The organism is Microbacterium sp. CCNWLW41 (genome assembly GCF_037083505.1).
On sequence record NZ_JBAOJP010000006.1, the window covers coordinates 151,627 to 175,875 of the forward strand.

A 24,249-nucleotide genomic window follows, 5' to 3' on the forward strand; every position below is an offset into this window, starting at 1 on the left:
GTGTCCGACACCATCACGACAGGCCTGGTGAGCCTGGACGCCCCTCTGGGGGCCGACAAGTCCGCCGTCATCCGCTCGCTCGCCGCGCGCGTGGTCGCGCAGGGTCGCGCGACCGACGCCGAGGCGCTGTTCGACGACGCCTGGGCGCGCGAGCAGAAGGACGAGACCGGCCTTCCGGGCGGCATCGCCATCCCGCACGCGAAGAGCGCCGCCGTCACGACGCCGTCGCTCGCCTTCGCGCGACTGAAGCCGGGCGTCGACTTCGGCGCCCCGGACGGCGCCGCAGACCTCGTCTTCCTGATCGCCGCGCCCGCGGACGCCGCGGAGGCGCACCTCGCGGTGCTCTCCAAGCTCGCGCGCAGCCTCATGCAGGAGGACTTCACCTCGGGTCTGCGCGCCGCGAAGACCGACGAGGAGGTCGTCGCGATCGTGCAGGCGGCGATCGGCGAGGGCGGCGCCGCACCGGCGGCCGCGCCCGTCGCGGCGGCCGCCCCGGCGGCAGCCGCCCCGGCCCCGGCGCCCGCCGCGGGGTCCGACATCGACGGCCGTCCCGCACGGATCGTCGCCGTGACGGCGTGCGCCACTGGCATCGCGCACACCTTCATGGCCGCCGACGCGCTGACCGCGGCGGGCAAGAAGGCGGGCGTCGATCTCGTCGTCGAGCCGCAGGGCTCCAGCGGCTACCAGGCGCTGCCCGGCGATGTCATCCGCGACGCCGACGCGGTGATCTTCGCCACGGACGTGGACGTGCGCGAGCCGCAGCGCTTCGCGGGCAAGCCCGTCGTCCGCGCGGGCGTCAAGCGGGGCATCGAGCAGCCCGGCCGGCTCATCGCCGAGGCGGTGGCCGCGGCCAAGGACCCCACGGCGACGCGCGTGGGCGGCGAGGCGGCCGCGGCGACGGCCGCTCCTGCCGAGACGATGTCGTGGGGCGCCCGCATCCAGCGCATCCTCCTCACCGGCGTCAGCTACATGATCCCCTTCGTCGCGGGCGGCGGCCTGCTCATCGCGCTGGGCTTCCTCCTGGGCGGCTACAACGTCACCGACAACGCCGCGAACGTCATCGTGCAGAACTCGCTGTGGGATCTGCCGACCGAGGAGATCACCTCGAACTACGGACCGCTCGGCCAGTACCTCGGCTCGGTGTTCTTCATGATCGGAAGCACCTCGATGGGCTTCCTGGTCTCGGCGCTCGCGGGCTACATCGCCTTCGCGATCGCCGACCGCCCGGGCATCGCGCCCGGCTTCGTCGCCGGCGCGGTCGCCGTGCTCATGAACGCCGGCTTCATCGGCGGCATCGTGGGCGGACTGCTCGCCGGAGTCACGGCATGGTGGATCGGATCGTGGCGCGTGCCCCGCTGGCTCCGCGGGCTCATGCCGGTCGTCATCATCCCGCTCCTCGCCTCGATCGTGGCATCCGGGCTGATGATCCTGTTCCTGGGACGCCCCATCGCGACGCTGATGGAGTGGCTGAACGTCTGGCTGACCGATCTCGCCGGCACGGCGGGCATCGTGGTCGTGGGCGTCATCCTCGGACTCATGATGTGCTTCGACCTCGGCGGTCCGATCAACAAGGTCGCGTACGCCTTCGCCGTGGCGGGGCTCGCCGCCGGGTCGCCCGAGAACCCGACGCCGTACTACATCATGGCCGCCGTGATGGCCGCGGGGATGGTGCCGCCGCTCGCGATGGCGCTCGCCTCGACCGTCCTCGCACGCAACCTGTTCCCGCCCGTCGAGCGGGAGAACGGCAAGGCGGCGTGGCTCCTCGGCGCGGCGTTCATCAGCGAGGGCGCCATCCCCTTCGCCGCCGCGGATCCGCTGCGCGTCATCCCCGCCTCCATGGTGGGCGGCGCGGTGACCGGCGCGCTGAGCATGGCGTTCGCGGTGCAGTCGCTCGCCCCGCACGGCGGCGTGTTCGTGCTGTTCGCGATCAATCCCATCTGGGGCTTCCTGGTGGCGATCGCCGCCGGAACCGTGGTGACCGCCCTCATCGTCGTCGCCCTCAAGAGGTGGGTGGGCCGCAAGGAGCTCGAAGAGGCCGAGGCGCCCGACACGGCCGTACCCGTGGCGGCCTGAGGCCTCCTCAGACAGAATCGGAAAGTCGGCCGGTCGAGGTCCGACGCAGACAGGAGAGAACCATGGCAGAACGTCAGGCCACCATCGCCAGCAGCTCGGGGCTGCACGCGCGCCCCGCGAAGCTCTTCGTGCAGGCGGTGCAGGCGCAGTCCGTCCCCGTCACGATCGCCGTCGACGGCGGCCCCGACCTGAACGCGGGCAGCATCCTGTCGCTCATGGGCCTGGGTGCATCGCAGGGGACGGTCGTGACGCTCAAGGCCGAAGGGGACGGCGCCGACGAGGCTCTCGACGCGCTCGTCGCACTCCTGGAGACCGACCTCGACGCCCAGTAGAGAACCGCTCCGGCCCGAGGCCGGGAAGACGTGACGACGGATGCCGCGGGTCGAAGCCGCTGCGGCATCCGTCGTCCGCGTCCGGGGAGCGTCAGATGTCGGTGCTCTGACCGGGGTCGAGCACGACGAGCTCGCCGCCGCCCTGCTCGGCCGCCCACCGCAGCCGGGACCTTCCCATGTCGCGTCCGGCCACGGACAGCGTCATGTCGTGCGTGCCGAACACCCGCCGCGGGGCCACCGCGAGCACGAAGTCCATGGCCTCGCCGATCTTGAGCCACGGCGCGCCGACGGGGGAGGCGAGAAGCTTCACGTCGCGGCCATCGGGGACGGCGTAGGAGTCGCCGGGGTAGTAGAACTGGTCGTTCACCAGCACGCCGACGTTGTCGACCACGGGGATCGTCTCGTGGATCACCGCGTGCCTGCCGCCGAAGAACTCGAGGCGGAACGGGTCGGCCTCCACGACGTCACCGGGGTGCACGATCGTGATGTCGTACCCCGCGGCGGCCTTCGCCACCCCCTCGGGGCCATAGATCGGGACGCCGGGTGAGGTCGCCAGGATCCGGTCCAGGTGGTCCGGCGTCCAGTGGTCGGGGTGCTCGTGGGTGAGGACGACCGCCACGACGGGTTCGAGCTCGCCCAGGGGCGCGGTGAAGGATCCGGGGTCGATGATGAGCGTCCGTCCGGCGTCGACGAGGGTGACGGTCGCGTGCTCGAACTTGGTGACTCGCATGCGTCGAGTCAACCGCCACCCGCCCACCGGAGCAAGCGCGACCCGAGGGCGGGGCCGCCGGCGGCACCGATTTGGAGAGGGAATGCGCGCCGTGGCATAATCGAACGGTTGCCTGAACGGCCCCATCGTATAGCGGCCTAGTACGCCGCCCTCTCACGGCGGTAACGCGGGTTCGAATCCCGCTGGGGTCACCAGTCGGGCAACACCGTCGCAGTTCAGCTGCGGCACGCTGTACGGCCCCATCGTATAGCGGCCTAGTACGCCGCCCTCTCACGGCGGTAACGCGGGTTCGAATCCCGCTGGGGTCACCACGGCGAAGAGCCCCCGGTCCATGCGGACCGGGGGCTCTTCTCATCATCGCTTCAGTCGGGCTGACGCGGGCGTGTCACAGCGGGCGATCCTCGTGCGCCTCCGCCGCGGATGCCGGCGTCGGGGTCGACCCGTCGGCGGTGCGCGACTGCCTCCGCCGGCCGCGGACCAGGCGCACGATGCCCCAGACGAGGAGCGCCGCGAACGCGGCGACGGCCAGCCACGGGATCAGGAACCCGATGGCCACGACGATGCCGTTCAGCGTCGCGACGAGCCCGTTCCACCCGGCCGCGAGCCCGTCGCCGAAGCCGGCGGGGTCTGCGGCGACGATGTCGACCTCGGGCACCACCGTCACCGACAGCGTGGACATGGCGACCTGGTCGTCCAGCATCTCGAGCTGCTGCTGGTACGACTCCAGCTGCGCCTGGCGCTCCGAAAGGGCGGACTCCGCGGTGAGGAGGTCGGCGACCGTCTCCGCCTGCGCCATGAGGTCGGTGAGGCGATCGACGGAGGCCTGCGCCGCGTCGATGCGCGCCTGCAGGTCGACCGTCTGCTCCGTGACGTCCTGGCGATCGACGCTCGACGCGGTCACCTCGCCGACATCGTCCAGCTCGCCGATGACGCTCGCCAGCTCGTCGGCGGGCACCCGGACGGTGATCCACGCTCCGTCGGTCGGCACCGGATAAGGGTACGGATACGAGCTGTCGTAGACGACCCCGCCTTCCATGGGATCGAGGGGCTGGACGCTGCCGTCACGGCCCACGCTCATCGACTCGACGTAGCCGCCGTGGGCGACCGCCGAATTGCCGATGGACCGCGCGGCGGCATCGGCATCGTCGACCTCGACGGTGGCCGTCGCCGTGGTGATGATGTCGCGCTCGGACTGCGCGACGCCGGAGGCATCGTCGGAGCCGCCCGGCGCAGTGGTGAGCCCTTCCGGCCCGCGCGACTCCTCCGCGGGGGCGTCGTATGCCGCGCCGCCGCCGTCGGAGTCGGCGGGGGCGAGCGGAGCGACCGCGGACTGGTCCGAGGCGCCGCCGGCGCCGCCCACGAGCTGACCCACCGACGGCGCGATCACCGCCGCGACGACGATGACCGCGGCCGCGGCGCCGCCCGCCACCCACAGCCGGCTCCGGCGGCGACCGCGCGCCGAGCGCTGGGATCGCTCGCGGGCGATGTCGGAGAAGAGCGCGTCCTCGATCTCGTCGATGCGCTCGTCGCTCAGTTCGGGGAGGGGCGCCGGGGTGCCGGCGGCCGGGTGCTGGGTGCTCATGTGCTCTCCTTCACGACAGTCCGCAGTCGGGTGCGGATGCGGGAGAGACGATTGCGGACCACACCGTGCGCGACCCCGAGCTCGTCGGCGGCAGCCTGATACGCGTAACCCTCCGTGGCGCAGAGCCGGAAGATCGCGCGGTCGAGCTCGCCGAGGCCGGCGACCTCCTTCAGGATCGCCTCGGCGAGCCGCTCGTCGATCACCTGCTGCTCGACGTCCACCGTCGCCGGCAGGCTCTCGTCAGCGGGCGCCGCGGTGTGCTCGCGGTCGCGCCGCTGCCGTCGGACGCGGTTGGCGGACTGGAATCGGCAGATGGTCGCGAGCCACGGCAGCAGCGACTCGCCCGCGAGGTCGAAGCCCGGCAGTTTCCGCCAGGCGACGAGGAACGTCTCCTGCGTGACCTCCTCGGCATCGGCGGGGTTGCCGACCAGACCGTGTGCGAGCCAGTACACCGGACGCACATAGGCGCGGTACAGCGCGCGGAATGCGCGCTCGCTCCCACCCGCGGCCAGCGCCACGAGCTCGGCGTCGCCGGCCGGAATCTCGCCTTCCATCCCCATCCTCCGCATTGTCTCTCACCGTGTCAGTGTCCGCACCGGTCGGATCGTCTCGCCCGCGGGGGAGAGCCCCTCGTCAGGCTGTATCCTTGGGCGAGCGAGAGGGAGTATCCCGTCATCGCGCATCCGTCATCACGGGTCCCGACAGTGCGACCCCGGGTGCGCACCGCGGGCCAGGCGGCCGGCGGGGGAGAGACTTTCGGCGTCGACCGACCCCTCGTCTTCTTCCCCTCCCGTTCGGAAAGGCCCTGAATGGACCTCGTTCTCCCCCTGTGGTTCGAGATCGGATCCCTCGTGATCCTCTCGCTCATCCTCCTGGCGGACCTCCTGCTCATCCTGAAGCGGCCGCACATCCCGTCGACCCGTGAGTCGACGCTGTGGGTGATCTTCTACGTGACCCTCGCCCTCCTCTTCGCGGGCGTCATGTGGGTCATCGCCGGGCCCGAGTACGCCGGGCAGTTCGTCGCCGGATGGCTGACCGAGTACAGCCTCTCGATCGACAACCTCTTCGTCTTCGTGCTCATCATGAGCCAGTTCGCGGTGCCGCGCCGCTACCAGCAGGAAGTCCTGATGGTCGGCATCATCATCGCCCTCGTCCTCCGCGGGATCTTCATCCTCGTGGGGGCCGCCGTCATCGAGCAGTTCAGCTGGGTGTTCTACATCTTCGGCGCGTTCCTCGTCTGGACCGCCTGGCGTCAGGCGTTCCCCGGCGGCGCCCACGACGACGAGGTCAAGCAGGAGGCGTTCGTCGTCCGCATGCTGCGCCGCACCATCGACATCAGCGACCACTACGACGGGGCGAAGATCCGCACCGTCGTCGACGGCAAGAAGATGTGGACGCCGATGATCATCGTCTTCGCGGCGATCGGCGTGACCGACCTGCTGTTCGCGATCGACTCGATCCCGGCGATCTTCGGCATCACGCAGAGCGCGTTCATCGTCTTCACCGCGAACATCTTCGCCCTCATGGGCCTGCGGCAGCTGTACTTCCTCCTCGGGGACCTCCTGGACCGGCTGCGCTACCTCCACTACGGCATCGCCTTCATCCTCGCCTTCATCGGCCTCAAGCTCGTCTTCCACGCCATGCACGTCAACGAGCTGCCGTTCATCAACAACGGCGAGCACATCGAGTGGGCTCCCGAGATCTCGACCTGGATGTCGCTGGCCGTGATCGTGCTGTCGATGGCCGTCGCGACCGTGGCGAGCCTGGTGGCCTCGGCGCGCGAGCGGCGGCGTGCGGTCGAAGATGCCCCGGCTCCGCGCGCGAGCGACAACCACGGCTGACCGCCCGCCGACCCCGTTGCCCGCCCGTGGACGCGGTGCGATACTGCGTCCATGGGCAGCGGGGGGATCCCCCGTGAGGGGGCACTCGAGGCGGAGCTGTCCGCCCTGAGGACGCGCGCCTACGGCGTCGACGCCGACATCGACTCCGACCCCGCGGCTCTGGCGCGTCTGGCCGAGCTCGAGCTGCTGCACGCGACGGCGACCTCGGCCGGCCACGAGCCGGAGCCGCTCACCCGCGGCGCCGAGCCCCCGTCCGCGTCATCCGGCGACCTGCGCGGCCCCGATGCGCGCGCCTGGTGGCGCCGGACCCGCGGCGGTGCCCTCGCGGCGGGCGCGGCGATGACGCTCGCGGCCGTCCTCGCGGTCCTGGGCTGGATGTGGTGGACGGCGCCGCGTCCGGACGCGACGCTGCAGCGGACGGATGCCGCACCGAGCGAACAGGTGCTGCGCCTGGCGGACTATGCGCGCCGCCAGCTGGTCATGAAGTCGACGCTGCGCGCGTTCGAGCCGGTCCTGGGGCTGGAGGTCTGGTCGGCGCAGAGCACGTTCGGCAGCACCTGTCTGCTGATCTTCGAGCCCGCCAGCGACGAGCTGCTCGCGATCGGCTGCGCCCCCGCGCCCGCCGAGCCGATCGCCGAGATCTACGACGTCCCCGTGGAGTGGAATGAGGAGTGGGTGGACCGCTTCCCCACCGGCACGGTGGTGCGCTTCATGAAGCACGGCGACGCCGTCGACGTCTGGATCCACGAGGGTGCGGTCCCCGCCGTGCCGCCCGCCCCATGACGACTCCCGTGACGCCGCCGGGCGGGTCGGCGGCGCGGCGGTGGTACCCTGGGCACGTGCGGATCGCTCGCCTTCTCCTTAGCGGCCGCGACGAGTCCTAGTTCCCAGGCCTCCCTCGTCGCGGAGTTCGTCGCGGGCCCCACCCCATGCGGGCACAGTCCCCAGAGGAGAACGACAGAGCAATGAGCATGACCGATGCGTCCCGTATCGCCGACATCCCCGAGCGTCCTCGCACGCTGGCCGAGAAGGTCTGGGACGACCACGTCGTCGTCCGAGGCGATGACGATCAACCGGATCTGATCTACATCGACCTGCACCTCGTCCACGAGGTGACCAGCCCGCAGGCCTTCGACGGACTGCGAGCCGAGGGCCGGCCCGTGCGCCGGCTCGACCTCACGATCGCGACCGAGGACCACAACACCCCGACGCTCGACATCGACAAGCCGATCGCCGACCTGACCAGCCGCACCCAGATCGAGACGCTCCGCCGCAACGCCGCCGAGTTCGGGGTGCGCCTGCACTCGCTCGGCGACAAGGAGCAGGGCATCGTCCACGTCGTCGGTCCCCAGCTCGGCCTCACCATGCCGGGCATCACCGTGGTCTGCGGCGACTCGCACACCTCCACGCACGGCGCCTTCGGTGCGATGGCCTTCGGCATCGGCACGAGCGAGGTCGAGCACGTGCTGGCAACGCAGACGCTGCCCCTGAAGCCGTTCAAGACGATGGCGATCACGGTCGAGGGCGAGCTGAAGCCCGGCGTCACGGCGAAGGACATCATCCTCGCCGTCATCGCCAAGATCGGCACCAACGGCGGGCAGGGCTACGTGCTGGAGTTCCGCGGCAGCGCCATCCGGTCGCTGTCGATGGAAGGCCGCATGACGATCTGCAACATGTCGATCGAGGCGGGTGCGCGCGCCGGCATGGTCGCCCCCGACGAGACGACGTTCGCCTACCTGGAGGGCCGTGCACACGCCCCGAAGGGCGAGGACTGGGACGACGCCGTCGCCTACTGGCGCACGCTCCCCAGCGATGAGGGCGCCGTCTACGACGCCGAGGTCTTCCTCGACGCGAACGAGCTCGAGCCGTTCGTCACATGGGGCACGAACCCCGGGCAGGGCGTGTCGCTGAGCGACGCGGTGCCCTCGCCCGACGACTTCGCCGACCCGAACGAGCGCGCCGCCGCGGAGCGCGCGCTGGAGTACATGGATCTGACGCCGGGCACGCCGCTGAAGCAGGTGCCGGTCGACGCCGTCTTCATGGGCTCCTGCACGAACAGCCGCATCGAGGACCTCCGCGCGTTCGCGTCGATCATCGAGGGCCGCAAGAAGGCCGACGGGGTCCGCGTCATGGTGGTGCCGGGGTCCGCGCGCGTCCGCCTGGAGGCGGAGGCCGAAGGACTCGACAAGGTCTTCGAGGACTTCGGGGCGGAATGGCGCTTCGCCGGGTGCTCGATGTGCCTGGGCATGAATCCCGATCAGCTCGCCCCGGGGGAGCGCTGCGCGTCCACGAGCAACCGCAACTTCGAGGGCCGCCAGGGCAAGGGCGGGCGGACGCACCTCGTCTCGCCGCTGGTGGCCGCGGCGACCGCGGTCCTGGGGCGCCTCGCGAGCCCGAGCGATCTTCCCGCGCCCGTCGCGGCCGGCGCCGAGAGCACGGAGGCCTGACATGGAGAAGTTCACGACGCACACCGGGATCGCGGCGCCGCTGCGCCGCTCCGCGGTCGACACGGACCAGATCATCCCCGCCGTCTACCTCAAGCGGGTCACCAAGACCGGCTTCGAGGACGCCCTGTTCGCCAGCTGGCGCCAGGACCCCGAGTTCGTGCTCAACCGGCCGGCGTACGCCGGCGCCAGCATCCTCGTGGCCGGCCCCGACTTCGGCACCGGCTCCAGCCGTGAGCACGCGGTGTGGGCGCTGCGGGACTTCGGCTTCAAGGTCGTGCTGAGCCCTCGTTTCGCCGACATCTTCCGCGGCAACGCCGGCAAGCAGGGCCTGGTCGCGGGCGTGATCTCGGAGGCTGACCTCGAGGCCGCGTGGGCTGCCATCGAGGCGGACCCGGGCGTCAGCATGACGGTCGACCTCGAGGCGCGCACCGCGTCGATCGGCACGCTGGAGGTCCCTTTCGAGATCGATGATTACACTAGGTGGCGGCTTCTCGAAGGGCTCGACGACATCGGGCTCACGCTGCGCAACGAAGACGCGATCTCGCAGTTCGAGGCTCGCCGAGAGGCGTGGCGGCCGCGGACGCTTCCCGTTCCGTAAGCCGGGTCGGATGCCCCACCAGGGCGCCCGACCGCCGCAGACACCCTCGAGCAACCAAGTGAGGATCATCGGATGAAGCCGCTTCTGAATGTCGCCGCAGGCGAGAGCGCAGCCGCGAAGACGGGGGAGCAGGAAGTGACGGGTGAGGTCCTCGCGATCCGGGGCGGACGCCCGCTCACGGGCCGCGTCGAGGTCAAGGGCGCCAAGAACCTCGTCACCAAGGCGATGGTCGCCGCCCTTCTGGGCGACACCACGAGCATCCTGCGCGACGTGCCCGACATCAGCGACGTCCAGGTGGTCCGATCGCTCCTGGAGGTCCACGGCGTCCGCGTGTGGGACGGCGAGGAGGAGGGGACGATCCACCTCGACCCCAGCGGTGCGGTCGCTGCCCACTTCGAGGAGATCGACGCGCACGCCGGGGCATCCCGCATCCCGATCCTGTTCTGCGGCCCGCTGCTGCACCTGCTCGGCGAGGCCCTCATCCCCGACCTCGGCGGGTGCCGCATCGGCGACCGGCCGATCAACTTCCACATGGACGCGCTGCGCGCGTTCGGCGCCGTCGTCGACAAGAGCTACGAGGGCATCCGGATCACGGCACCCGACGGGCTCCACGGCGCGAACATCGAGCTGCCGTATCCCAGCGTCGGGGCGACCGAGCAGGTGCTGCTCACGGCCGTCCGCGCGAAGGGCGTCACCGAGCTGCGGAACGCCGCCATCGAGCCCGAGATCATGGATCTCATCGCCGTGCTGCAGAAGATGGGCGCCATCATCTCGTACGAGCCGAACCGCGTCATCTTCATCGAGGGCGTCGACTCGCTGCGCGGCTACGACCACCGCGCGATCTTCGACCGCAACGAGGCAGCCTCGTGGGCCTGCGCGGCGCTGGCGACGGACGGCGACATCTTCGTCGGCGGTGCGCGGCAGCAGGAGATGCTGACGTTCCTCAACGTCTTCCGCAAGGCCGGCGGCTGGTTCGACGTGCGCGAGGACGGCATCCAGTTCCGCCGCGGCGGTGCGCTCAAGGCCGTCATGGTCGAGACGGACGTCCACCCGGGCTTCATGACCGACTGGCAGCAGCCGCTCATCGTGGCTCTGACGCAGGCCGAGGGCACCTCGATCGTGCACGAGACCGTCTACGAGAACCGGCTCGGCTTCACCGACGCGCTGAACCAGATGGGCGCCGACATCGTCGTGCACGCGAGCGGTCTGGACTCGCAGGGCCGACGCGTCCCGCGTCGTGCCCTCGAGCAGGCGGCCGTCATCAACGGTCCGACTCCGCTGCACGGCGCCGACGTCGTCGTTCCCGACCTGCGGGGCGGCTACAGCTACGTCATCGCCGCCCTCGCGGCCGAGGGCGAGTCGATCGTCCGCAACGTCGGCATCATCCGCCGCGGCTACGAGAAGTTCTTCGCCAAGCTCGACATGCTGGGCGCCGACTTCGACGTCATCGGATAGTCCGTGGCGACCCATCGTCCGCGCGCGTCCGCGGAGAAGACGCGACCCAGCATCTTCTGGCCCCTGGCCGCCATCGTCGTGCCGCTCGTGAGCCTGGTGTTCAAGGTCGAGGTCGAGGGCTCCGAGAAGCTGCCGCGAGACGGCGCGTACGTGGTCGCGCCGAACCACGTGAGTGAGATCGACCCGCTCGTCGTCGCCCTCGCGGTATGGCGGATGGGACGCGCGCCGCGGTTCATGGCGAAGGAGAGCCTCTTCCGCGTGCCGGTGCTGGGGTGGATCCTGCGTGCGACCGGGATGATCCCCGTCGCCCGCACCACGTCCGCCACCGCCGCACGGGCGACGCTCGCAGCCTCCGAGACGCTGGCCCGCAACGGGCGGGGCGTCATCGTCTACCCCGAGGGCTCGCTCACCCGCGACCCGGATCTGTGGCCCATGCGGGGGAAGACGGGTGCGGTGCGCCTGGCACTGGGCGGGGGCATCCCCGTCATCCCGATGGCGCAATGGGGAGCCCAGCAGGTGATGCCCCGGTACGGCAAGCTGAAGCTCTGGCCGCTCCGCCGGCGCGTGCGCGTGATCGTGGGCGATCCCGTCGACCTGTCGGCGTACGCCGGGCGAGCGTCGTCGCAGAGCGCGCTCGTCGAGGCGACCGACGTCGTCATGGCCGACATCGCGGGGCTGCTCTCGCAGCTGCGCGGCGAGCCCGCACCGGCCGAGCGATGGAATCCGGCCGATCACGGGCAGAAGGAGACCGGTCGCCTTGAGTCGTAGGCACGACGCCGCCCGCCCGCGCGTCGCCGTGGTGGGCGCGGGAAGCTGGGGCACGACGTTCGGCAAGATCCTGGCCGACGGCGGCGCGCACGTCACCATGTGGGCCCGCCGTCCGGAGCTGGCGAGCGAGATCCAGGAGGCCAAGCGCAACAGCGAGTACCTCCCGGGGATCAACCTGCCCCGGTCGATGCAGGCCACGCACCACCTGTCGGAGGCGCTCGAGGGCGCCGACCAGGTCTACCTCTCGATCCCCAGCCAGGCGGTGCGCCAGAACCTCAAGGCCGTGCGACCGCTGATCACGCAGTCCGACGCGCCCATCGTGTCGCTCATGAAGGGCGTCGAGCGTCGCACGGGCCTGCGGATGAGCCAGGTGATCGAGCAGGAGCTGCACTGCGACCCCGCGCGCATCGCGGTGGCCTCCGGGCCCAACCTCGCGCTCGAGATCGCCCGCGAGCAGCCCACGGCGGCCGTCATCTCCTCGACGAGCCAGGAGACGGCCGAGGCGGTGGCGCGTCTCGCGCGCAACCGGTACTTCCGGACGTTCGTGAACACCGACGTCATCGGGACCGAGTTCGGCGGCGTGCTGAAGAACCTCATCGCCGTGGCGATCGGCATCGTCGACGGCGTGGGGTACGGCGAGAACACGAAGGCGTCCATCATCACGCGCGGGCTGGTCGAGATGACCGACTTCGCGGTCGCCTTCGGCGCCCAGGCGGAGACGCTGCAGGGCCTCGCGGGCCTCGGCGACCTCATCGCGACGTGCCAGTCTCCGCTCAGCCGCAACAACACCGCCGGGCGCCTGCTCGGACAGGGCTACCGCTTCGACGACGTCGTCAAGCAGATGAATCAGACCGCGGAGGGGCTGGCATCCGTCGCCCCCATCCTTCAGCTGGCGCGCGAGGTGGGTGTGCAGATGCCCATCGTCGAGCAGGTCAAGATGGTGCTGGACGGCACCATGAACCCCCGCGACATCGCGCCGCACCTGACGACCGACGACGACACCCCCCAGGGCGAGAGGACGACGAATGGACAAGCCGGCGGTGGCGGTGCTCTTTGGCGGTCGATCCAGCGAGCACTCGATCAGTTCCGCAACGGCGGGCGGGGTGCTGCGGGCGATCGATCGTGACCGCTACCGGGTGATCCCGATCGGGATCACCCGTGACGGGGTGTTCGTCCTCGAGGACGACGACCCCGACAAGTTCGCCCTGGACGCCGACCGTCTTCCCGAGGTCGCCGACAACGGCACGCGCGTGGTGTGGCCGGAAGGCGGCGGCGACCGCGTGCTGCGCGTGCGCCGCGCGGACGGAGCGGTGGACGAGCTCGGCGACGTCGACGTGGTCCTCCCGATCCTCCACGGCCTCCATGGCGAGGACGGCACGGTGCAGGGCTTCTTCGACACCCTCGGCATCCCGTACGCCGGCGGCGGTGTCCTGGACTCCGCGCTGTGCATGGACAAGCACTTCATGAAGATCGTGCTCGCGGCGGCGGGGGTGCCGGTCTCGCCGTCGGTGACGATCAGCCGCGCGCGGTGGGAGCGCGACCCGGAGGGAGTGCGGTCGGATGCCGCGGCTCTGGGCGAGCCCACGTTCGTCAAGCCCGCGCGCGCGGGGTCGAGCGTCGGCGTCTCGAAGGTGCATGACGCGTCCGAGCTGGACGCGGCGCTTGCCCTGGCGTTCGCCGAGGACGACAAGGTGCTCATCGAGGCCGCCATCGTCGGGCGCGAGGTCGAGGTCGCGATCCTGGAGGGCCGTGACGGCGCGGCTGCGCGCGCCTCGCTTCCCGGAGAGATCGTGCTCACCACCCGCGAGTTCTACGACTTCGAGGGCAAGTACCTCGGAGGAGACGGCGCAGACGTGGTGTGTCCCGCGGACCTCTCCGCCGATGAGATCGCGCGGATCCAGGAGCTCGGCGTCCGTGCCTTCGAAGCGGTCGACGGCAAGGGCCTCGCGCGCGTCGACTTCTTCCTGGCGGAGGACGGCCTGTACGTCAACGAGCTCAACACGATGCCGGGCTTCACACCGATCTCGATGTTCCCGAAGTGCTGGATCGCATCGGGCATGTCGTATCCGGAGCTCATCGCCGAACTCATCGACACCGCGCTCGAGCGCGCCGGGGCGTAGCCGGCGGCCGGCTCACCCGCCGGACGTGGCGTCCGGAATCAGCTCCTCGGTGAGGGTGCACTCGCGCTGAACGGTCGTGCCGCCCAGCACCGCCGTCTCGGCGAGCTGTGTCAGCGCCTCGTTCGGGGACACCGACTCGTTGTCGATGAACACCTCGACCGCCGGGGTCCGGCCGTAGGTGGTGACCAGGTAGCGAGGCGCCTGCGACTCGTCGACGATCCAGTCGACGCCGCCGAGCGTGATGCACCGCGCCTCCGTCGGCCCGGGCTCCTCGACGCCGCACCGCAGCAGCACCGCCGACGGCTCACCCCACGCGCCGGTCGCCTGGGCGTCGGTCCACCGCCGGGGCTGGCCGTCGACCGTGCCGGGCAGGCGCACGCTCACCTCGGCGCATGCGGCATCGTTCGCCTGCTCCGCGGGCTGCAGATCGACCGTCGTCGAGCAGCCGGTCAGGCCGATCACGGCCGCCGCGGCGAATCCAGCGGCGAGGACGGGGGAGAGCAGACGCACCCCTCCAGGCTAACCGGCGGGACGACTCTGCCCCGCCGGCGGGTACCCGGCGATCGGCGGTCGCGACGGTAGCGTGGTCGTGTGGGCGACGAGCGCAGTGATCCGACGGTGGGCGAGCTGAGCGAGGGGCAGATCCTCGCCCGGATCCTCGAGCGCCTCGGGACGTCCGACGCGATCGTCGGTCCGGGCGACGACGCCGCGGTGCTCGCCGCCGCCGACGGCCGCGTCGTCGCATCGGTCGACACGCTGGTGCACGGTCCGGACTTCCGGCTGGCGTGGTCGAGCGGATACGACCTCGGCTTCAAGGCCGCCGCCGTCAACCTCGCCGACATCGCGGCCATGGGCGCCACGCCCACGGCTCTCCTCGTGGCGCTCGCGATGCCGGAGGGCACGCGTCTGTCGTTCGTGACCGATCTGGCCGATGGCCTGCGCGCGGCGTGCCGGGAGCTGGCCCCCGGGTGTCGCGTCGAAGGCGGCGATCTGACCGTCTCGGACACGCTCACCATCGCCGTCACTGCGCTCGGCGCACTGGCCGGACGTGAGCCGGTGCGCCGCTCGGGCGCCCGTCCGGGCGACGTGGTGGCGGTGGCCGGTGATCCCGGCCGCGCAGCACGCGGCCTCCGCGTCCTGTTCCAGCGGTTCACGGATGCGGCGGGGGCGCCGGTCCCGGTCGACGAGAGCGTGCTCAGCCCCGCCGAGCGCGCCGACCTCGCCGCGCAGCTGCGCCCGTCGCCGCCGATCCCGTTCGGCCCCGAAGCCGCCGATGCGGGCGCGACGGCGATGATGGACGTGTCGGACGGACTCGTCCTCGACGCCTCGCGCATGGCCACGGCATCCGGTGTCACGATCGCGCTCGAGTCGACGCTGCTCGGGCCCGACGCCGCCGACGCGCTCTCGGGCGGCGAGGACCACGCGCTGCTGGCGACGTTCCCCGGCGAACGGCACCTGCCGCATGGGTTCCGGCGCGTCGGCACGGTGCAGCCGAGGGGTGAGGCGGGGGTTCTCGTGGACGGTCTCGCGTACGAGGGACGATCGGGCTGGGATCCCTACCGCGACTGGGACGAGCGCACCGGCTGACTCAGCCGGGCGTGGTCGCCCACCACAGGGCGGTGTCGCCGTACCGCTTCGAGCGGGTCGCGATGAGCCCTGGGGGCAACGTCGGCTCGGGTGAGCGCGCGGCGCGCTCGATGACGATCTCCGCGCCCGGCGACACGCGGGGCAGCAGCAGCGAGAGCGTCGACGCCAGCTCTGTCTCTCCGACGTCGTACGGCGGGTCCAGGAACACCAGGTCGAACGCCCGCGGAGAGGATCTCAGGAACGCGTCGGCGGAGCTGCGGTGCACGCGGATCGCGGCATCGGTCCCCACCGCCTTCGCGACGCGACCGGCGTTGCGCTGCGCGACCGACGCCGCGCGCGCGGACTTCTCGACCAGGTCGGCGGATGCCGCGCCCCGGCTCACCGCCTCGAGTCCCAGCGCGCCGGAGCCGGCGTAGAGGTCGAGCACGGCGGCACCCCGGAGCGCGTCGGCCGATTCCAGGGCGCCGAAGAGGGATTCGCGCACGCGATCGCTCGTCGGCCGGGTGCCCGCGTCGGGTACATCGATCACGAGCGAGCCTGCACGGCCGGCGATGATGCGCGTCATCCCCTCACGATATCTCCGGTGGAATCCTCCTCCCGGAGGCGCGGCTCGGTGCGCAGCTCGGGGCGCAGCCCGGACTTGTCGGCGTAGAACGCGCGGATGACGTCCATGTCGGCCCGCACGTCGCCGGTGAGCGCGATGGTCGGGCCGAGACCCGTCGTCATCGTGGTGCGGTCGACGTATCCGAGGGTGACCGGGAGCCGGGCCTCCCGGGCGATCCGGTAGAAGCCGGACTTCCAGTAGGAGCCCGGGCCACGGGTGCCCTCGGGGGTGACGACGAGGCCGAAGGGCTCGCCCGCCTGCATCTGCGCCACGACATCGGCGACGACCCGCGACGGGTCCGATCGGTCGACGGGGATGCCGCCGAGGCGGCGCATCAGCGGTCCCCTCCACCCGCGGAAGAGGCTCGCCTTGCCGAGCCAGCGGACCGGCATCCCCAGCCGCCAGGCGATGCCGAGCATGAGGACGAAGTCCCAGTTGGACGTGTGCGGAACACCCAGCAGGACGGTGGGGCGGCCCGGGGCCGGCTCGGTCGATAGCGTCCACCGACTGCAGGCCCAGTAGACGCGGGAGAGGAGTCGTCGGAGCATCCCGCGACCTTACGTTTTCCGGCTGTGGCCGAGCCGACAGCGGGCCGCCGCCGAATCTAGACTCGTGAGGTGACCTCCTTCGCGCTCGACTCGCGCCTGGGCGGGGCCATCGGCGGCAAGACCGCGGCGGCGCTCGAGCGCGCGTTCGGCATGTCGACCGTCGGCGACCTGCTCGTTCACTATCCGCGCCGCTACGCACGCCGCGGCGAGCTGACGCAGATCTCGTCGCTGCCCGTCGGCGAGCCCGTGACCATCGTCGCCGAGGTCAAGCGGGTCAACGAGCGTCGCATGAAGAACCGCAACGGCACCCTGCTCGAGGTGCTCATCAGCGACGGCAACGGCGACCTGTCCCTGACGTTCTTCAACCAGGCCTGGCGGGTGAAGGACCTGCGGCCGGGGCGCCGCGGCATCTTCGCCGGCAAGGTCGGCGAGTACCGGGGTGCCAAGCAGCTCGCGCATCCCGACTACGAGCTGTTCGAAGACGAGGCGCAGGCCCGCCTCACCGCCGAGGCGAACGCGAATCTCCCGATCCCGATCTATCCGGCTACGAGCACGGTGGCCAGCTGGCAGCTGCAGAAGATCGTCGACCTCGTGCTGGACGGCCTCGGCGATGTGCCCGAGCCCCTGCCCGACGCCCTGCGGGCCCGCCACGGCCTGCTCGACGCGCGCACCGCCATCGAGCGCATCCACCGCCCGACGTCGTTCGGCGAGATCGAACCCGCGCGCGCGACGCTTCGCATGCAGGAGGCGTTCGTGCTGCAGGTCGCTCTGCTGCAGCAGCGGCAGTTCGTGCGGGCGCTGTCGGCGACCAAGCGCCCGCCCGGCGAGCTGCTCGAGCGCTTCGACGCCGCGCTGCCGTTCCCGCGCACCCCCGATCAGGTGAGCGTCGGCGACGACATCGCGCGCGACCTCCAGGGCGACTGGCCGATGAACCGCCTGGTGCAGGGCGAGGTCGGCTCGGGCAAGACGCTCGTCGCGCTGCGCGCGATGCTGCAGGTCGCGCAGAGCGGCGGCCAGTCCGCGCTGATCGCCCCGACCGAGGTGCTGGCGGCGCAGCACGTGCGGTCGATCGCGCGCATGCTCGGCCCGCAGCTGGCCCCCGAGCTCATGCCCACGCTGCTGACCGGCCAGCTTCCCGCGGCGGAGCGCCGCAAGGCGGCGCTGCGCGCGGCGTCCGGGCAGGCCCGCATCGTCGTCGGCACGCATGCCCTGCTCAGCGAGAGCACGACGTTCGCCGACCTCGGCCTGGTCGTGGTCGACGAGCAGCACCGCTTCGGCGTCGAGCAGCGCGAGTCGCTCCGCGCCAAGGGCTCGTCCCCGCACGCGCTGGTCCTGACAGCCACGCCGATTCCCCGCACCGTCGCCATGACGGTCTTCGGCGACCTGGACGTCTCCACGATCCGCACCATGCCCGCGGGCCGAGCGGGCATCGAGACCTTCACGGCCCCGCTCGCCGAGCATCCCGGCTGGTTCGCCCGCGTCTTCGAGCGCATCGCCGAAGAGGTGCGGAAGGGCCACCAGGCCTTCGTCGTCTGCGCGGCGATCGACGCGGAGGCCCTGACCAAGGACGACACCGCGGACGAGCCCCCCGGCGACACCGCCGGCGAGGCGAGCCGCACGCGATGGGGCGTCGTCCAGGTGGGCGACCTGCTGTCGCGGCATCCGTCGTTCGAGAGCATCCGGGTCGAGATCCTCCACGGCCGGATGCCGTCCGACGAGAAGGACGCCGTCATGCAGGCGTTCGCACGCGGCGACGTCGACGTGCTCGTGGCGACCACCGTGGTCGAGGTCGGCGTCGACGTGCCGAACGCCTCGACGATGGCGATCCTCGAGGCCGACAGGTTCGGCGTCTCGCAGCTCCACCAGCTGCGCGGACGTGTCGGCCGCGGGGGAGTTCCTGGTCTGTGCCTGCTGGTGACCGAGGCGCCGCTCGGCACGCCGGCGCGGGAGCGCGTCGATGCGGTCGCGTCGACGCTGGACGGCTTCGCCCTGGCGGAGGTCGACCTGGAGCTGCGCGGAGAGGGCGACGTCCTCGGCGATGCGCAGTCCGGCGCGCGGTCGTCGCTGCGCCTGCTGCGCGTGGTCAAGGACGCCGACATCATCGCCGAGGCGCGCGTCGCGGCCGAGCACGTGATCGCCGAAGACCCCGCGCTGCTCGAACACGCGGGACTCGCGGCCGCTCTCGAGCGCAACGTCGGCATGGCCGAGCGCGCGGCTCTGGCGAAGAACTAGCGCGTCCGGGGGCTGCTCGGCCTCCCAGTAGGCTGGTCGGCATGAGCAGCCGGATCGCCGTCGTCCCGGGATCGTTCGATCCGCCGACCCTCGGTCATCTCGACGTCATCCGGCGCGCGGCCATGCTGTACGACCAGCTGCACGTGCTCGTGGTGCACAACCCGGGCAAGGAGGCGATGCTCCCCATCGCGCAGCGCCAGGCGCTCCTGGAGCAGTCCATCGCCGAGAGCGACATCGACGGCGACGTCGTGGTGGCCTCCTGGAGCATGGGGCTTCTGGTCGACTATGCGACGGATGTCGGCGCCGGCGTCCTGGTCAAGGGCATCCGATCGCAGGTCGACGTGGCGTACGAGACCCCGATGGCGATCGTGAACAGGCACCTCGCGCAGATCGAGACGGTGTTCCTGCTCCCCGACCCCGCACACGCGCTCGTGTCCAGCTCGCTGGTGCGCCAGGTCGCCTCGCTCGGCGGCGACGTCTCGCCCTTCGTGCCCGGCGCTGTCGCCAGGTTCCTCGACACCGGCGCGCGCGACATCTGACACGGCCGCGCGGCCACGCGCGCGCACCGCGGCTAGGCTGGGAGACGTGGCCAAGAAGCATGTGACGGGTCCCTTCGTCCTCCCTGTCCGCGACATCACCCACCGCCCCGGCGAGATGCGCGAGCACTCCTTCGAGGTGCCCGCGCCCGACAGATGGGGCGAGGGGCTGGTGTCCGTCGCCCAGGGCGAGCAGGTCGCCATCGATGTGCGGCTCGAGTCCGTCCACGAGGGCATCCTCGCCTCCGGAGACATCGACACCGAGTACACGGGAGTGTGCAGCCGGTGCCTCACCGACATCGCCGAGGCCCTCGAAGTCGAGTTTCAGGAGCTTTTCGCGTATCCTGGGGAGGAAGAAGCTGACTTCGAGGTTCAAGACGACCACGTGGATCTTGAAACTCTGGTCAGGGAAGCGGTCGTCCTGTCGCTTCCGTTTCAGCCGGTGTGTCAGCCGGATTGCCCCGGCCTCGATCCGGTCACGGGCGAGCGGCTGGCCGATAGCGCCGGATCGCAGCAGAGCGAGCCTGTCGATCCACGATGGGCCGCGCTCCAGGACTTCACCATGACCAACGACGACGAATCACCGCGCGCCCGCGGCTGATCGACATCGAGAACACAGAAGAGAGCAAGCCATGGCAGGCAACCCCCCGAAGCGGAAGGTCTCCCGATCGAACACGCGCTCGCGTCGCGCGCAGTGGAAGGCCGAGGCGCCCGCCCTCGTCAAGACGGTCGAGAACGGCAAGGTCGTCTACAGCCGTCCCCACCAGGCGAAGGTCGTCACCGACTCGCAGGGCACGGAGCTGTTCCTCGAGTACAAGGGCCGCAAGGTCGCCGACGTCTGATCGTCGCGCACTGACGTGACCGACGTCACTGCCGAGCGCCTCGCGCTCGCAGATCTCACGCAGAAGCTCGGAGTCGACATCGACCCCGAGCTTCTGTCGCTGGCGCTGACGCACCGTTCGTGGGCCTACGAGAACGGACAGGTGCCGCACAACGAGCGGCTGGAGTTCCTCGGCGACTCCGTGCTCGGGCTCGCCGTGACCGTGCGACTGTTCACGGGGCATCCCGAGCTCGAAGAAGGCGCGCTGGCCAAGCGTCGCGCGAGCGTCGTGTCGACGGTGGCGCTGGCCGAGATCGCGCGCGGGATCGGCTTGGGGGAGCATCTGCTCCTCGGACGCGGCGAGGTGCTCACCGGCGGCCGCGACAAGGACTCGATCCTCGCCGACACGATGGAGGCGATCTTCGGCGCCGCCTACCTGTCCGCCGGCTCGGATGCCGCCACCGGCCTCGTGCTGCGACTGGTCGAGCCGTTGCTCGCCGATCCGGAGCGGTACGGCGCCGCCATGGACCCGAAGACGGCGCTCCAAGAGCTCGCCGCCCGCGGCGGGATGCAGCCCCCCGCGTACGCGGTCACCTCCACCGGCCCCGACCACGACCGCCGGTTCACCGCCACCGTCGTCATCGGCGACCTGACGGCGGAGGGCCTCGGCACCAGCAAGAAACACGCTGAGATGGCCGCGGCGCTCAGCGCGTGGCGCGATCTCAGCGGCCGTGCCTGAGCTGCCCGAGGTCGAGGTCGTCCGCGCCGGCCTCGCACCCGCCGTCACGGGCGCCCTGGTTCTCGGGGTCACCGTGCTCGACGAGCGCGCCCTGACGCGGCACCCGGGCGACGGCGCCGACTTCGAGGCGCGCCTGACCGGAAGGGTCCTGGCCGCCGCCGCCCGACGCGGCAAGTTCCTGTGGCTGCCCCTCACGGCGGCCGACGGCCGCGCGGCGACGGAGGCGGTCGTGGGGCATCTGGGCATGAGCGGGCAGATGCTGCTCCGTCCGCCGGGCAGTGCGATCGAGCGTCACGAGCGCGTCCGCCTCGATCTCGTGCACCCGGCGCACGGAGAGCTCGCTGTGGTGTTCGCCGACCAGCGGACCTTCGGTTCGCTGGCGATCGACGAGCTCGTCGCCACGCCGGACGGTGCGCCGGGCGGAGACGGCTGGTCCGAGGCATCCGTCCCTTCGCAGGTCGCCCACATCGCGCGCGACCCGCTGGATCCCGCATTCTCGGACGCCGGGTTCCGCCGCGTCCTCGCGCGCAAGGACTCCGCCATCAAGCGCGTGCTGCTCGATCAGACGGTCGTGAGCGGCGTGGGCAACATCTACGCGGACGAGTCCCTGTGGGCGGCCCGCATCCACCCCGAGACCCCTGCTCGGGACCTGTCGACGCGGGCGGTGAACCGCCTGCTCGGCGAGGTGCGGCACGTGCTGGACAAGGCGCTGGCCGAGGGCGGCACCAGCTTCGATGCGCAGTACGTCAACGTGAACGGTCAAGCCGGATACTTCGCCCACTCGCTCAACGCGTACGGCCGCACCGGGGAGCCGTGCCCCCGATGCGGCCGTCCGATCGTCCGGGTCTCGTTCACCAACCGGTCGAGCCACTTCTGCGCGCACTGCCAGAAGGCGCCTCGTCGCGCGGCCGGCTGATCACAGCGGGAGCACCTTCTTCCACGCGCCGGCATACGAGGCCGGCACGAAGCCGATGGTCTCGTTGATGTCGAGCATGTGGCGGTTCTCCTCGGCGTTGAACGTCGAGACCCGCGGTGACTCCGGCACGAGCTCGCGCCAGCGCAGCAGGTTCGCGCACTTCACGATCGTGCCGAGGCGGTGTCCGCGATGCTCTTTGACGACGAGCGTGCCGTACTGCTGCGTGGCACCGCTGCGGTCGTCGCCGATGGCGAGCTCGTTGTACGCGGCGATCCGCCCGCTCGGCACATGCAGCACGGCGGCGACCGAGACGGTGAGTCCCTGCGCCTTCAGCCGGGCGTCGCGACGCTCGACACGGGCGGCGTCCCAGTGCTGCTCGTCCATCACCAGACCGCCCGCGGGCACGTCGGTCGACATGCGCGAGAGGGCGTAGGCGAAGCCGTCGACGTACTCGGCGGGCGTCGGCGACGTCCACTGGATCGAGCGGTAGTCGTCACCGGCGGCGGCCAGCGCGTCGCCGAGCATCCGCTCGACGAGCGTGAAGTCGCCGGTCAGGTCGAACACGCTGTTGCGCTCCACCTGCTCCAGCGTGAAGCCGCTGTCGACGGCGAACCGGGTCTGCGGGTCGTCGGCGGGGATCGACCCCCAGCCGGTCGACGGCTCGAGCCGCGGCCCGGCTGCGCCGGGGCGGTGGAGGGTCCACGTCTGGATCGTCGCCAGACCGCGCTCGCGCGCCTCGCGCTCGACCTCGGCCAGCAGCAGCTCCTCGGCACCGGCTCCGCGGTGCGGCGGGGCCACCATGAGATCGAACTCGAGCGCACTCACGTCGGGCTCGTTCGAGATCATCAGCTTCACGGCGCCGATGACGTCGCCATCGCGCAGCGCGGCGTAGCCCAGCTGCGTCCAGTCCGACTGGTCCTGCCAGAACCCGAGCATCTCCCCGGGCTCCTCGCGCAGGTAGTCGTGACCGGCGTCGTTCAGGCACACCGCGTTGGCGATGCGCACCATCTCCAGGAACACCCGTGCGTCTGCGGACTCCGTCGACTCCGGCACGGGGATCGGCTGCACGGTCAGCACGGCGGTATCGGCCAGGTCAGTCATCGAGCACCTTCTTCCACGCTCCGACGTACGCGATCGGCGCGAAGCCGATCGCCTCGTTGATGTCCAGCATGGGCCTGTTCTCCTCTGCGTTGTAGGTGATCACGCGACGGGACTCCGGGGCGACGTCGCGCCACGACAGGAGCCCCGCGCACTTGACGAGCGTGCCGAGCCGGTGACCGCGGTGCTCCTTGAGGACGAGGGTGTCCTCCTGGTGAGACGCCTCGGTGCGGTCCTTTCCGATGACGAGCTCGTTGAAGGCGCACAGCTCGCCGGTGGCGATGTGCTGCGCTGCCGTGACCTGGATGGTGCGCCCCGACCCGGTGTACTTGGCGTCGTGCTCGGCGATGCGGGCGGCATCCCACTTCTCCTCGTCGAACTCGAGCGCCGCGGCGGGCGCGTCGGTGGACATCCGCGACTTCATCCACGCGTAGCCGTCGGCGAACTCCGGCGGCGTCGGGGCGAACCACTGCACCACCCGATAGTCCTGTGACGCGGCCTGCGCTTCGCCGAGCAGCCGCTCGACCTCGTCGAACGAGCCGGTGAGATCGAACGCGCTGTTGCGCTCCACCTGCTCCAGCGCGTAGCCGTGGCGGACGAAGAATCGCGCGATGTGATCCTCGGGGATCGCGCCGAACCCGGTGGGCGGCGCGAGCTGCGGCCCCGGTGCGGCAGGGTGCTCGGCCCACGACTGCAGCACGGTGCGTCCGTGCTCCCGCGCCGTGCGCTCGACGAGCGCGTAGGCGGCGGAGCCGATCCCGCGGCCCCACGTCGCGCGGAGCAGCTCGATGAGCCAGAACGCCGAATGCGAGCCGTCCTCGTGGGGAAGGTCGATGCCGATGCGGCCGATCACGGCGCCGTCATCGACGACGATCCATGCCAGGCGGGTCTCGTACGGCGTGGGCCGGTAGTGGGGGAGGAGCTCCTCCGCGGAGATGCGGTGGTCGTCGTGGCCCGAGATCTCGCGGTAGATCTCGTTGCGGACCCGGACCATCTCGACGAAGTCGGCGGCGTCGGGGGAGTCGACGGACTCGGGTACGAGCAGCGGCCGGAGCTCCAGCCCGGTGATGGTGGCCATTTCGTTGCGTCCTTGCGTGGTGGGTGCGGTCGTCTGTGGAGTGGGGTGCGCCCGCCCCGGGGGGGGGGGCGGACCCGGGGGGCGCCCCGGCGGGGGCCGGGGGGGGGCGCGCGGGGCGGGGGGGGGCGGCGGGGGGGCGCGGCCG

General features: G+C 71.3%; 25 protein-coding genes and 2 tRNA genes. 19 read left to right on the forward strand and 8 right to left on the reverse strand.

Features of this window, described 5'->3' with window-relative positions:
* A complete protein-coding gene (locus tag V6R91_RS21160) occupies nt 1-2,073 on the forward strand; it encodes a PTS fructose transporter subunit IIABC (RefSeq protein ID WP_336396899.1) in 2,073 nt (690 codons plus the stop codon).
* 62 nt (nt 2,074-2,135) lie between these two features.
* Nucleotides 2,136-2,405 (forward strand): HPr family phosphocarrier protein, encoded by a 270-nt coding sequence (locus V6R91_RS21165; RefSeq protein ID WP_336396900.1) that lies wholly within the window; start codon nt 2,136-2,138, stop codon nt 2,403-2,405.
* Nucleotides 2,406-2,496: 91 nt separating this feature from the next.
* On the opposite strand, the gene V6R91_RS21170 is transcribed toward V6R91_RS21165, so the two are convergent.
* Nucleotides 2,497-3,135, reverse strand: a complete 639-nt coding sequence (locus V6R91_RS21170) for an MBL fold metallo-hydrolase (protein WP_336396901.1) — start codon at nt 3,133-3,135, stop codon at nt 2,497-2,499.
* Nucleotides 3,136-3,253: 118 nt separating this feature from the next.
* On the opposite strand from V6R91_RS21170, the gene V6R91_RS21175 reads away from it, so the two are divergent.
* Nucleotides 3,254-3,329: transfer RNA gene (locus V6R91_RS21175), tRNA-Glu, on the forward strand.
* Between the two features lie 41 nt (nt 3,330-3,370).
* Nucleotides 3,371-3,446: transfer RNA gene (locus V6R91_RS21180), tRNA-Glu, on the forward strand.
* A gap of 74 nt (nt 3,447-3,520) precedes the next feature.
* Here V6R91_RS21180 and V6R91_RS21185 read toward each other — a convergent pair.
* Both V6R91_RS21185 and V6R91_RS21190 read right to left on the reverse strand, forming a co-directional pair.
* Nucleotides 3,521-4,717 carry a DUF4349 domain-containing protein gene (locus V6R91_RS21185; RefSeq protein WP_336396902.1) on the reverse strand — a complete coding sequence of 399 codons (1,197 nt, stop codon included), beginning with the start codon at nt 4,715-4,717 and terminating at the stop codon, nt 3,521-3,523.
* Nucleotides 4,714-5,271 carry an RNA polymerase sigma factor gene (locus V6R91_RS21190; protein ID WP_442928161.1) on the reverse strand — a complete coding sequence of 186 codons (558 nt, stop codon included), beginning with the start codon at nt 5,269-5,271 and terminating at the stop codon, nt 4,714-4,716. Before V6R91_RS21190 ends, V6R91_RS21185 begins: the two co-directional genes overlap by 4 nt.
* 255 nt (nt 5,272-5,526) lie before the next feature.
* Here V6R91_RS21190 and V6R91_RS21195 point away from each other — a divergent pair, with 255 nt between their 5' ends.
* The 8 genes from V6R91_RS21195 to V6R91_RS21230 all read left to right on the forward strand — a co-directional run bounded on the left by V6R91_RS21195 (nt 5,527) and on the right by V6R91_RS21230 (nt 13,946).
* Nucleotides 5,527-6,558, forward strand: coding sequence for a TerC family protein (locus tag V6R91_RS21195; RefSeq protein ID WP_336396904.1), 1,032 nt, complete (start codon nt 5,527-5,529; stop codon nt 6,556-6,558).
* A 51-nt stretch (nt 6,559-6,609) separates the two neighbouring features.
* Nucleotides 6,610-7,341, forward strand: a complete 732-nt coding sequence (locus tag V6R91_RS21200) for a hypothetical protein (RefSeq protein ID WP_336396905.1) — start codon at nt 6,610-6,612, stop codon at nt 7,339-7,341.
* 182 nt (nt 7,342-7,523) lie between these two features.
* Nucleotides 7,524-9,005, forward strand: a complete 1,482-nt coding sequence (leuC, locus tag V6R91_RS21205) for a 3-isopropylmalate dehydratase large subunit (protein WP_442928162.1) — start codon at nt 7,524-7,526, stop codon at nt 9,003-9,005.
* A 1-nt stretch (nt 9,006) separates the two neighbouring features.
* Nucleotides 9,007-9,603, forward strand: a complete 597-nt coding sequence (gene leuD / locus V6R91_RS21210) for a 3-isopropylmalate dehydratase small subunit (protein ID WP_336396906.1) — start codon at nt 9,007-9,009, stop codon at nt 9,601-9,603.
* Between the two features lie 72 nt (nt 9,604-9,675).
* Nucleotides 9,676-11,058 (forward strand): UDP-N-acetylglucosamine 1-carboxyvinyltransferase, encoded by a 1,383-nt coding sequence (murA, locus tag V6R91_RS21215; protein ID WP_336396907.1) that lies wholly within the window; start codon nt 9,676-9,678, stop codon nt 11,056-11,058.
* Between the two features lie 3 nt (nt 11,059-11,061).
* Nucleotides 11,062-11,826 carry a lysophospholipid acyltransferase family protein gene (locus V6R91_RS21220; RefSeq protein ID WP_336396908.1) on the forward strand — a complete coding sequence of 255 codons (765 nt, stop codon included), beginning with the start codon at nt 11,062-11,064 and terminating at the stop codon, nt 11,824-11,826.
* Complete coding sequence (locus tag V6R91_RS21225; protein ID WP_336396909.1) at nt 11,816-12,952, forward strand: NAD(P)H-dependent glycerol-3-phosphate dehydrogenase; 1,137 nt, start codon at nt 11,816-11,818, stop codon at nt 12,950-12,952. Before V6R91_RS21220 ends, V6R91_RS21225 begins: the two co-directional genes overlap by 11 nt.
* Nucleotides 12,852-13,946: a D-alanine--D-alanine ligase family protein gene (locus V6R91_RS21230; RefSeq protein WP_336396910.1), complete on the forward strand. Its 1,095-nt coding sequence runs from the start codon at nt 12,852-12,854 to the stop codon at nt 13,944-13,946. The genes V6R91_RS21225 and V6R91_RS21230 overlap by 101 nt, the downstream gene beginning before the upstream one ends.
* A 12-nt stretch (nt 13,947-13,958) precedes the next feature.
* Here the strand turns inward: V6R91_RS21230 and V6R91_RS21235 are convergent, their stop codons facing one another.
* Entirely contained in the window at nt 13,959-14,456 is a 498-nt protein-coding gene (locus V6R91_RS21235) for a DUF3515 family protein (RefSeq protein WP_336396911.1), read from the reverse strand.
* A gap of 81 nt (nt 14,457-14,537) precedes the next feature.
* Between V6R91_RS21235 and thiL the strand changes: the two genes are divergently transcribed.
* Nucleotides 14,538-15,533, forward strand: coding sequence for a thiamine-phosphate kinase (thiL, locus tag V6R91_RS21240; protein WP_336396912.1), 996 nt, complete (start codon nt 14,538-14,540; stop codon nt 15,531-15,533).
* Between the two features lies 1 nt (nt 15,534).
* On the opposite strand, the gene rsmD is transcribed toward thiL, so the two are convergent.
* Together rsmD and V6R91_RS21250 are read right to left on the reverse strand one after the other, a co-directional pair.
* Nucleotides 15,535-16,098, reverse strand: coding sequence for a 16S rRNA (guanine(966)-N(2))-methyltransferase RsmD (gene rsmD / locus V6R91_RS21245; RefSeq protein WP_336396913.1), 564 nt, complete (start codon nt 16,096-16,098; stop codon nt 15,535-15,537).
* Nucleotides 16,095-16,685 carry a 1-acyl-sn-glycerol-3-phosphate acyltransferase gene (locus V6R91_RS21250; RefSeq protein WP_336396914.1) on the reverse strand — a complete coding sequence of 197 codons (591 nt, stop codon included), beginning with the start codon at nt 16,683-16,685 and terminating at the stop codon, nt 16,095-16,097. The genes rsmD and V6R91_RS21250 overlap by 4 nt, the downstream gene beginning before the upstream one ends.
* 69 nt (nt 16,686-16,754) lie before the next feature.
* Here V6R91_RS21250 and V6R91_RS21255 point away from each other — a divergent pair, with 69 nt between their 5' ends.
* The 6 genes from V6R91_RS21255 to mutM all read left to right on the forward strand — a co-directional run bounded on the left by V6R91_RS21255 (nt 16,755) and on the right by mutM (nt 21,928).
* On the forward strand, nt 16,755-18,917 hold the full coding sequence (locus V6R91_RS21255; protein ID WP_336396915.1) for an ATP-dependent DNA helicase RecG: 2,163 nt from the start codon (nt 16,755-16,757) through the stop codon (nt 18,915-18,917).
* Nucleotides 18,918-18,958: 41 nt separating this feature from the next.
* Nucleotides 18,959-19,456 (forward strand): pantetheine-phosphate adenylyltransferase, encoded by a 498-nt coding sequence (gene coaD, locus V6R91_RS21260; protein WP_336396916.1) that lies wholly within the window; start codon nt 18,959-18,961, stop codon nt 19,454-19,456.
* A 61-nt stretch (nt 19,457-19,517) separates the two neighbouring features.
* Complete coding sequence (locus tag V6R91_RS21265; protein ID WP_336397129.1) at nt 19,518-20,054, forward strand: YceD family protein; 537 nt, start codon at nt 19,518-19,520, stop codon at nt 20,052-20,054.
* 31 nt (nt 20,055-20,085) lie between these two features.
* Nucleotides 20,086-20,295, forward strand: a complete 210-nt coding sequence (gene rpmF, locus V6R91_RS21270) for a 50S ribosomal protein L32 (protein WP_050721097.1) — start codon at nt 20,086-20,088, stop codon at nt 20,293-20,295.
* A 15-nt stretch (nt 20,296-20,310) separates the two neighbouring features.
* Nucleotides 20,311-21,012, forward strand: a complete 702-nt coding sequence (rnc, locus tag V6R91_RS21275) for a ribonuclease III (RefSeq protein WP_336396917.1) — start codon at nt 20,311-20,313, stop codon at nt 21,010-21,012.
* Entirely contained in the window at nt 21,005-21,928 is a 924-nt protein-coding gene (mutM, locus tag V6R91_RS21280) for a bifunctional DNA-formamidopyrimidine glycosylase/DNA-(apurinic or apyrimidinic site) lyase (protein ID WP_336396918.1), read from the forward strand. The genes rnc and mutM overlap by 8 nt, the downstream gene beginning before the upstream one ends.
* Here mutM and V6R91_RS21285 read toward each other — a convergent pair whose 3' ends face one another.
* Both V6R91_RS21285 and V6R91_RS21290 read right to left on the reverse strand, forming a co-directional pair.
* Nucleotides 21,929-23,029, reverse strand: coding sequence for a GNAT family N-acetyltransferase (locus V6R91_RS21285; protein ID WP_336396919.1), 1,101 nt, complete (start codon nt 23,027-23,029; stop codon nt 21,929-21,931). It lies immediately after the preceding gene.
* On the reverse strand, nt 23,022-24,104 hold the full coding sequence (locus V6R91_RS21290) for a GNAT family N-acetyltransferase (protein ID WP_336396920.1): 1,083 nt from the start codon (nt 24,102-24,104) through the stop codon (nt 23,022-23,024). The genes V6R91_RS21285 and V6R91_RS21290 overlap by 8 nt, the downstream gene beginning before the upstream one ends.
* Nucleotides 24,105-24,249 lie beyond the last annotated feature (145 nt).

Excerpts from the sequence above, each read along its gene's own strand:
- V6R91_RS21250 (WP_336396914.1), bottom strand. The coding sequence starts at position 16,685 with ATGCTCCGACGACTCCTCTCCCGCGTCTACTGGGCCTGCAGTCGGTGG.
- leuD (WP_336396906.1), top strand. The coding sequence starts at position 9,007 with ATGGAGAAGTTCACGACGCACACCGGGATCGCGGCGCCGCTGCGCCGC.
- rpmF (WP_050721097.1), top strand. The coding sequence starts at position 20,086 with ATGGCAGGCAACCCCCCGAAGCGGAAGGTCTCCCGATCGAACACGCGC.
- V6R91_RS21285 (WP_336396919.1), bottom strand. The coding sequence starts at position 23,029 with ATGACTGACCTGGCCGATACCGCCGTGCTGACCGTGCAGCCGATCCCC.
- V6R91_RS21195 (WP_336396904.1), top strand. The coding sequence starts at position 5,527 with ATGGACCTCGTTCTCCCCCTGTGGTTCGAGATCGGATCCCTCGTGATC.
- V6R91_RS21185 (WP_336396902.1), bottom strand. The coding sequence starts at position 4,717 with ATGAGCACCCAGCACCCGGCCGCCGGCACCCCGGCGCCCCTCCCCGAA.
- V6R91_RS21290 (WP_336396920.1), bottom strand. The coding sequence starts at position 24,104 with ATGGCCACCATCACCGGGCTGGAGCTCCGGCCGCTGCTCGTACCCGAG.
- rsmD (WP_336396913.1), bottom strand. The coding sequence starts at position 16,098 with ATGACGCGCATCATCGCCGGCCGTGCAGGCTCGCTCGTGATCGATGTA.
- V6R91_RS21200 (WP_336396905.1), top strand. The coding sequence starts at position 6,610 with ATGGGCAGCGGGGGGATCCCCCGTGAGGGGGCACTCGAGGCGGAGCTG.
- V6R91_RS21165 (WP_336396900.1), top strand. The coding sequence starts at position 2,136 with ATGGCAGAACGTCAGGCCACCATCGCCAGCAGCTCGGGGCTGCACGCG.
- V6R91_RS21230 (WP_336396910.1), top strand. The coding sequence starts at position 12,852 with ATGGACAAGCCGGCGGTGGCGGTGCTCTTTGGCGGTCGATCCAGCGAG.
- leuC (WP_442928162.1), top strand. The coding sequence starts at position 7,524 with ATGAGCATGACCGATGCGTCCCGTATCGCCGACATCCCCGAGCGTCCT.
- murA (WP_336396907.1), top strand. The coding sequence starts at position 9,676 with ATGAAGCCGCTTCTGAATGTCGCCGCAGGCGAGAGCGCAGCCGCGAAG.
- V6R91_RS21170 (WP_336396901.1), bottom strand. The coding sequence starts at position 3,135 with ATGCGAGTCACCAAGTTCGAGCACGCGACCGTCACCCTCGTCGACGCC.
- coaD (WP_336396916.1), top strand. The coding sequence starts at position 18,959 with ATGAGCAGCCGGATCGCCGTCGTCCCGGGATCGTTCGATCCGCCGACC.
- V6R91_RS21190 (WP_442928161.1), bottom strand. The coding sequence starts at position 5,271 with ATGGAAGGCGAGATTCCGGCCGGCGACGCCGAGCTCGTGGCGCTGGCC.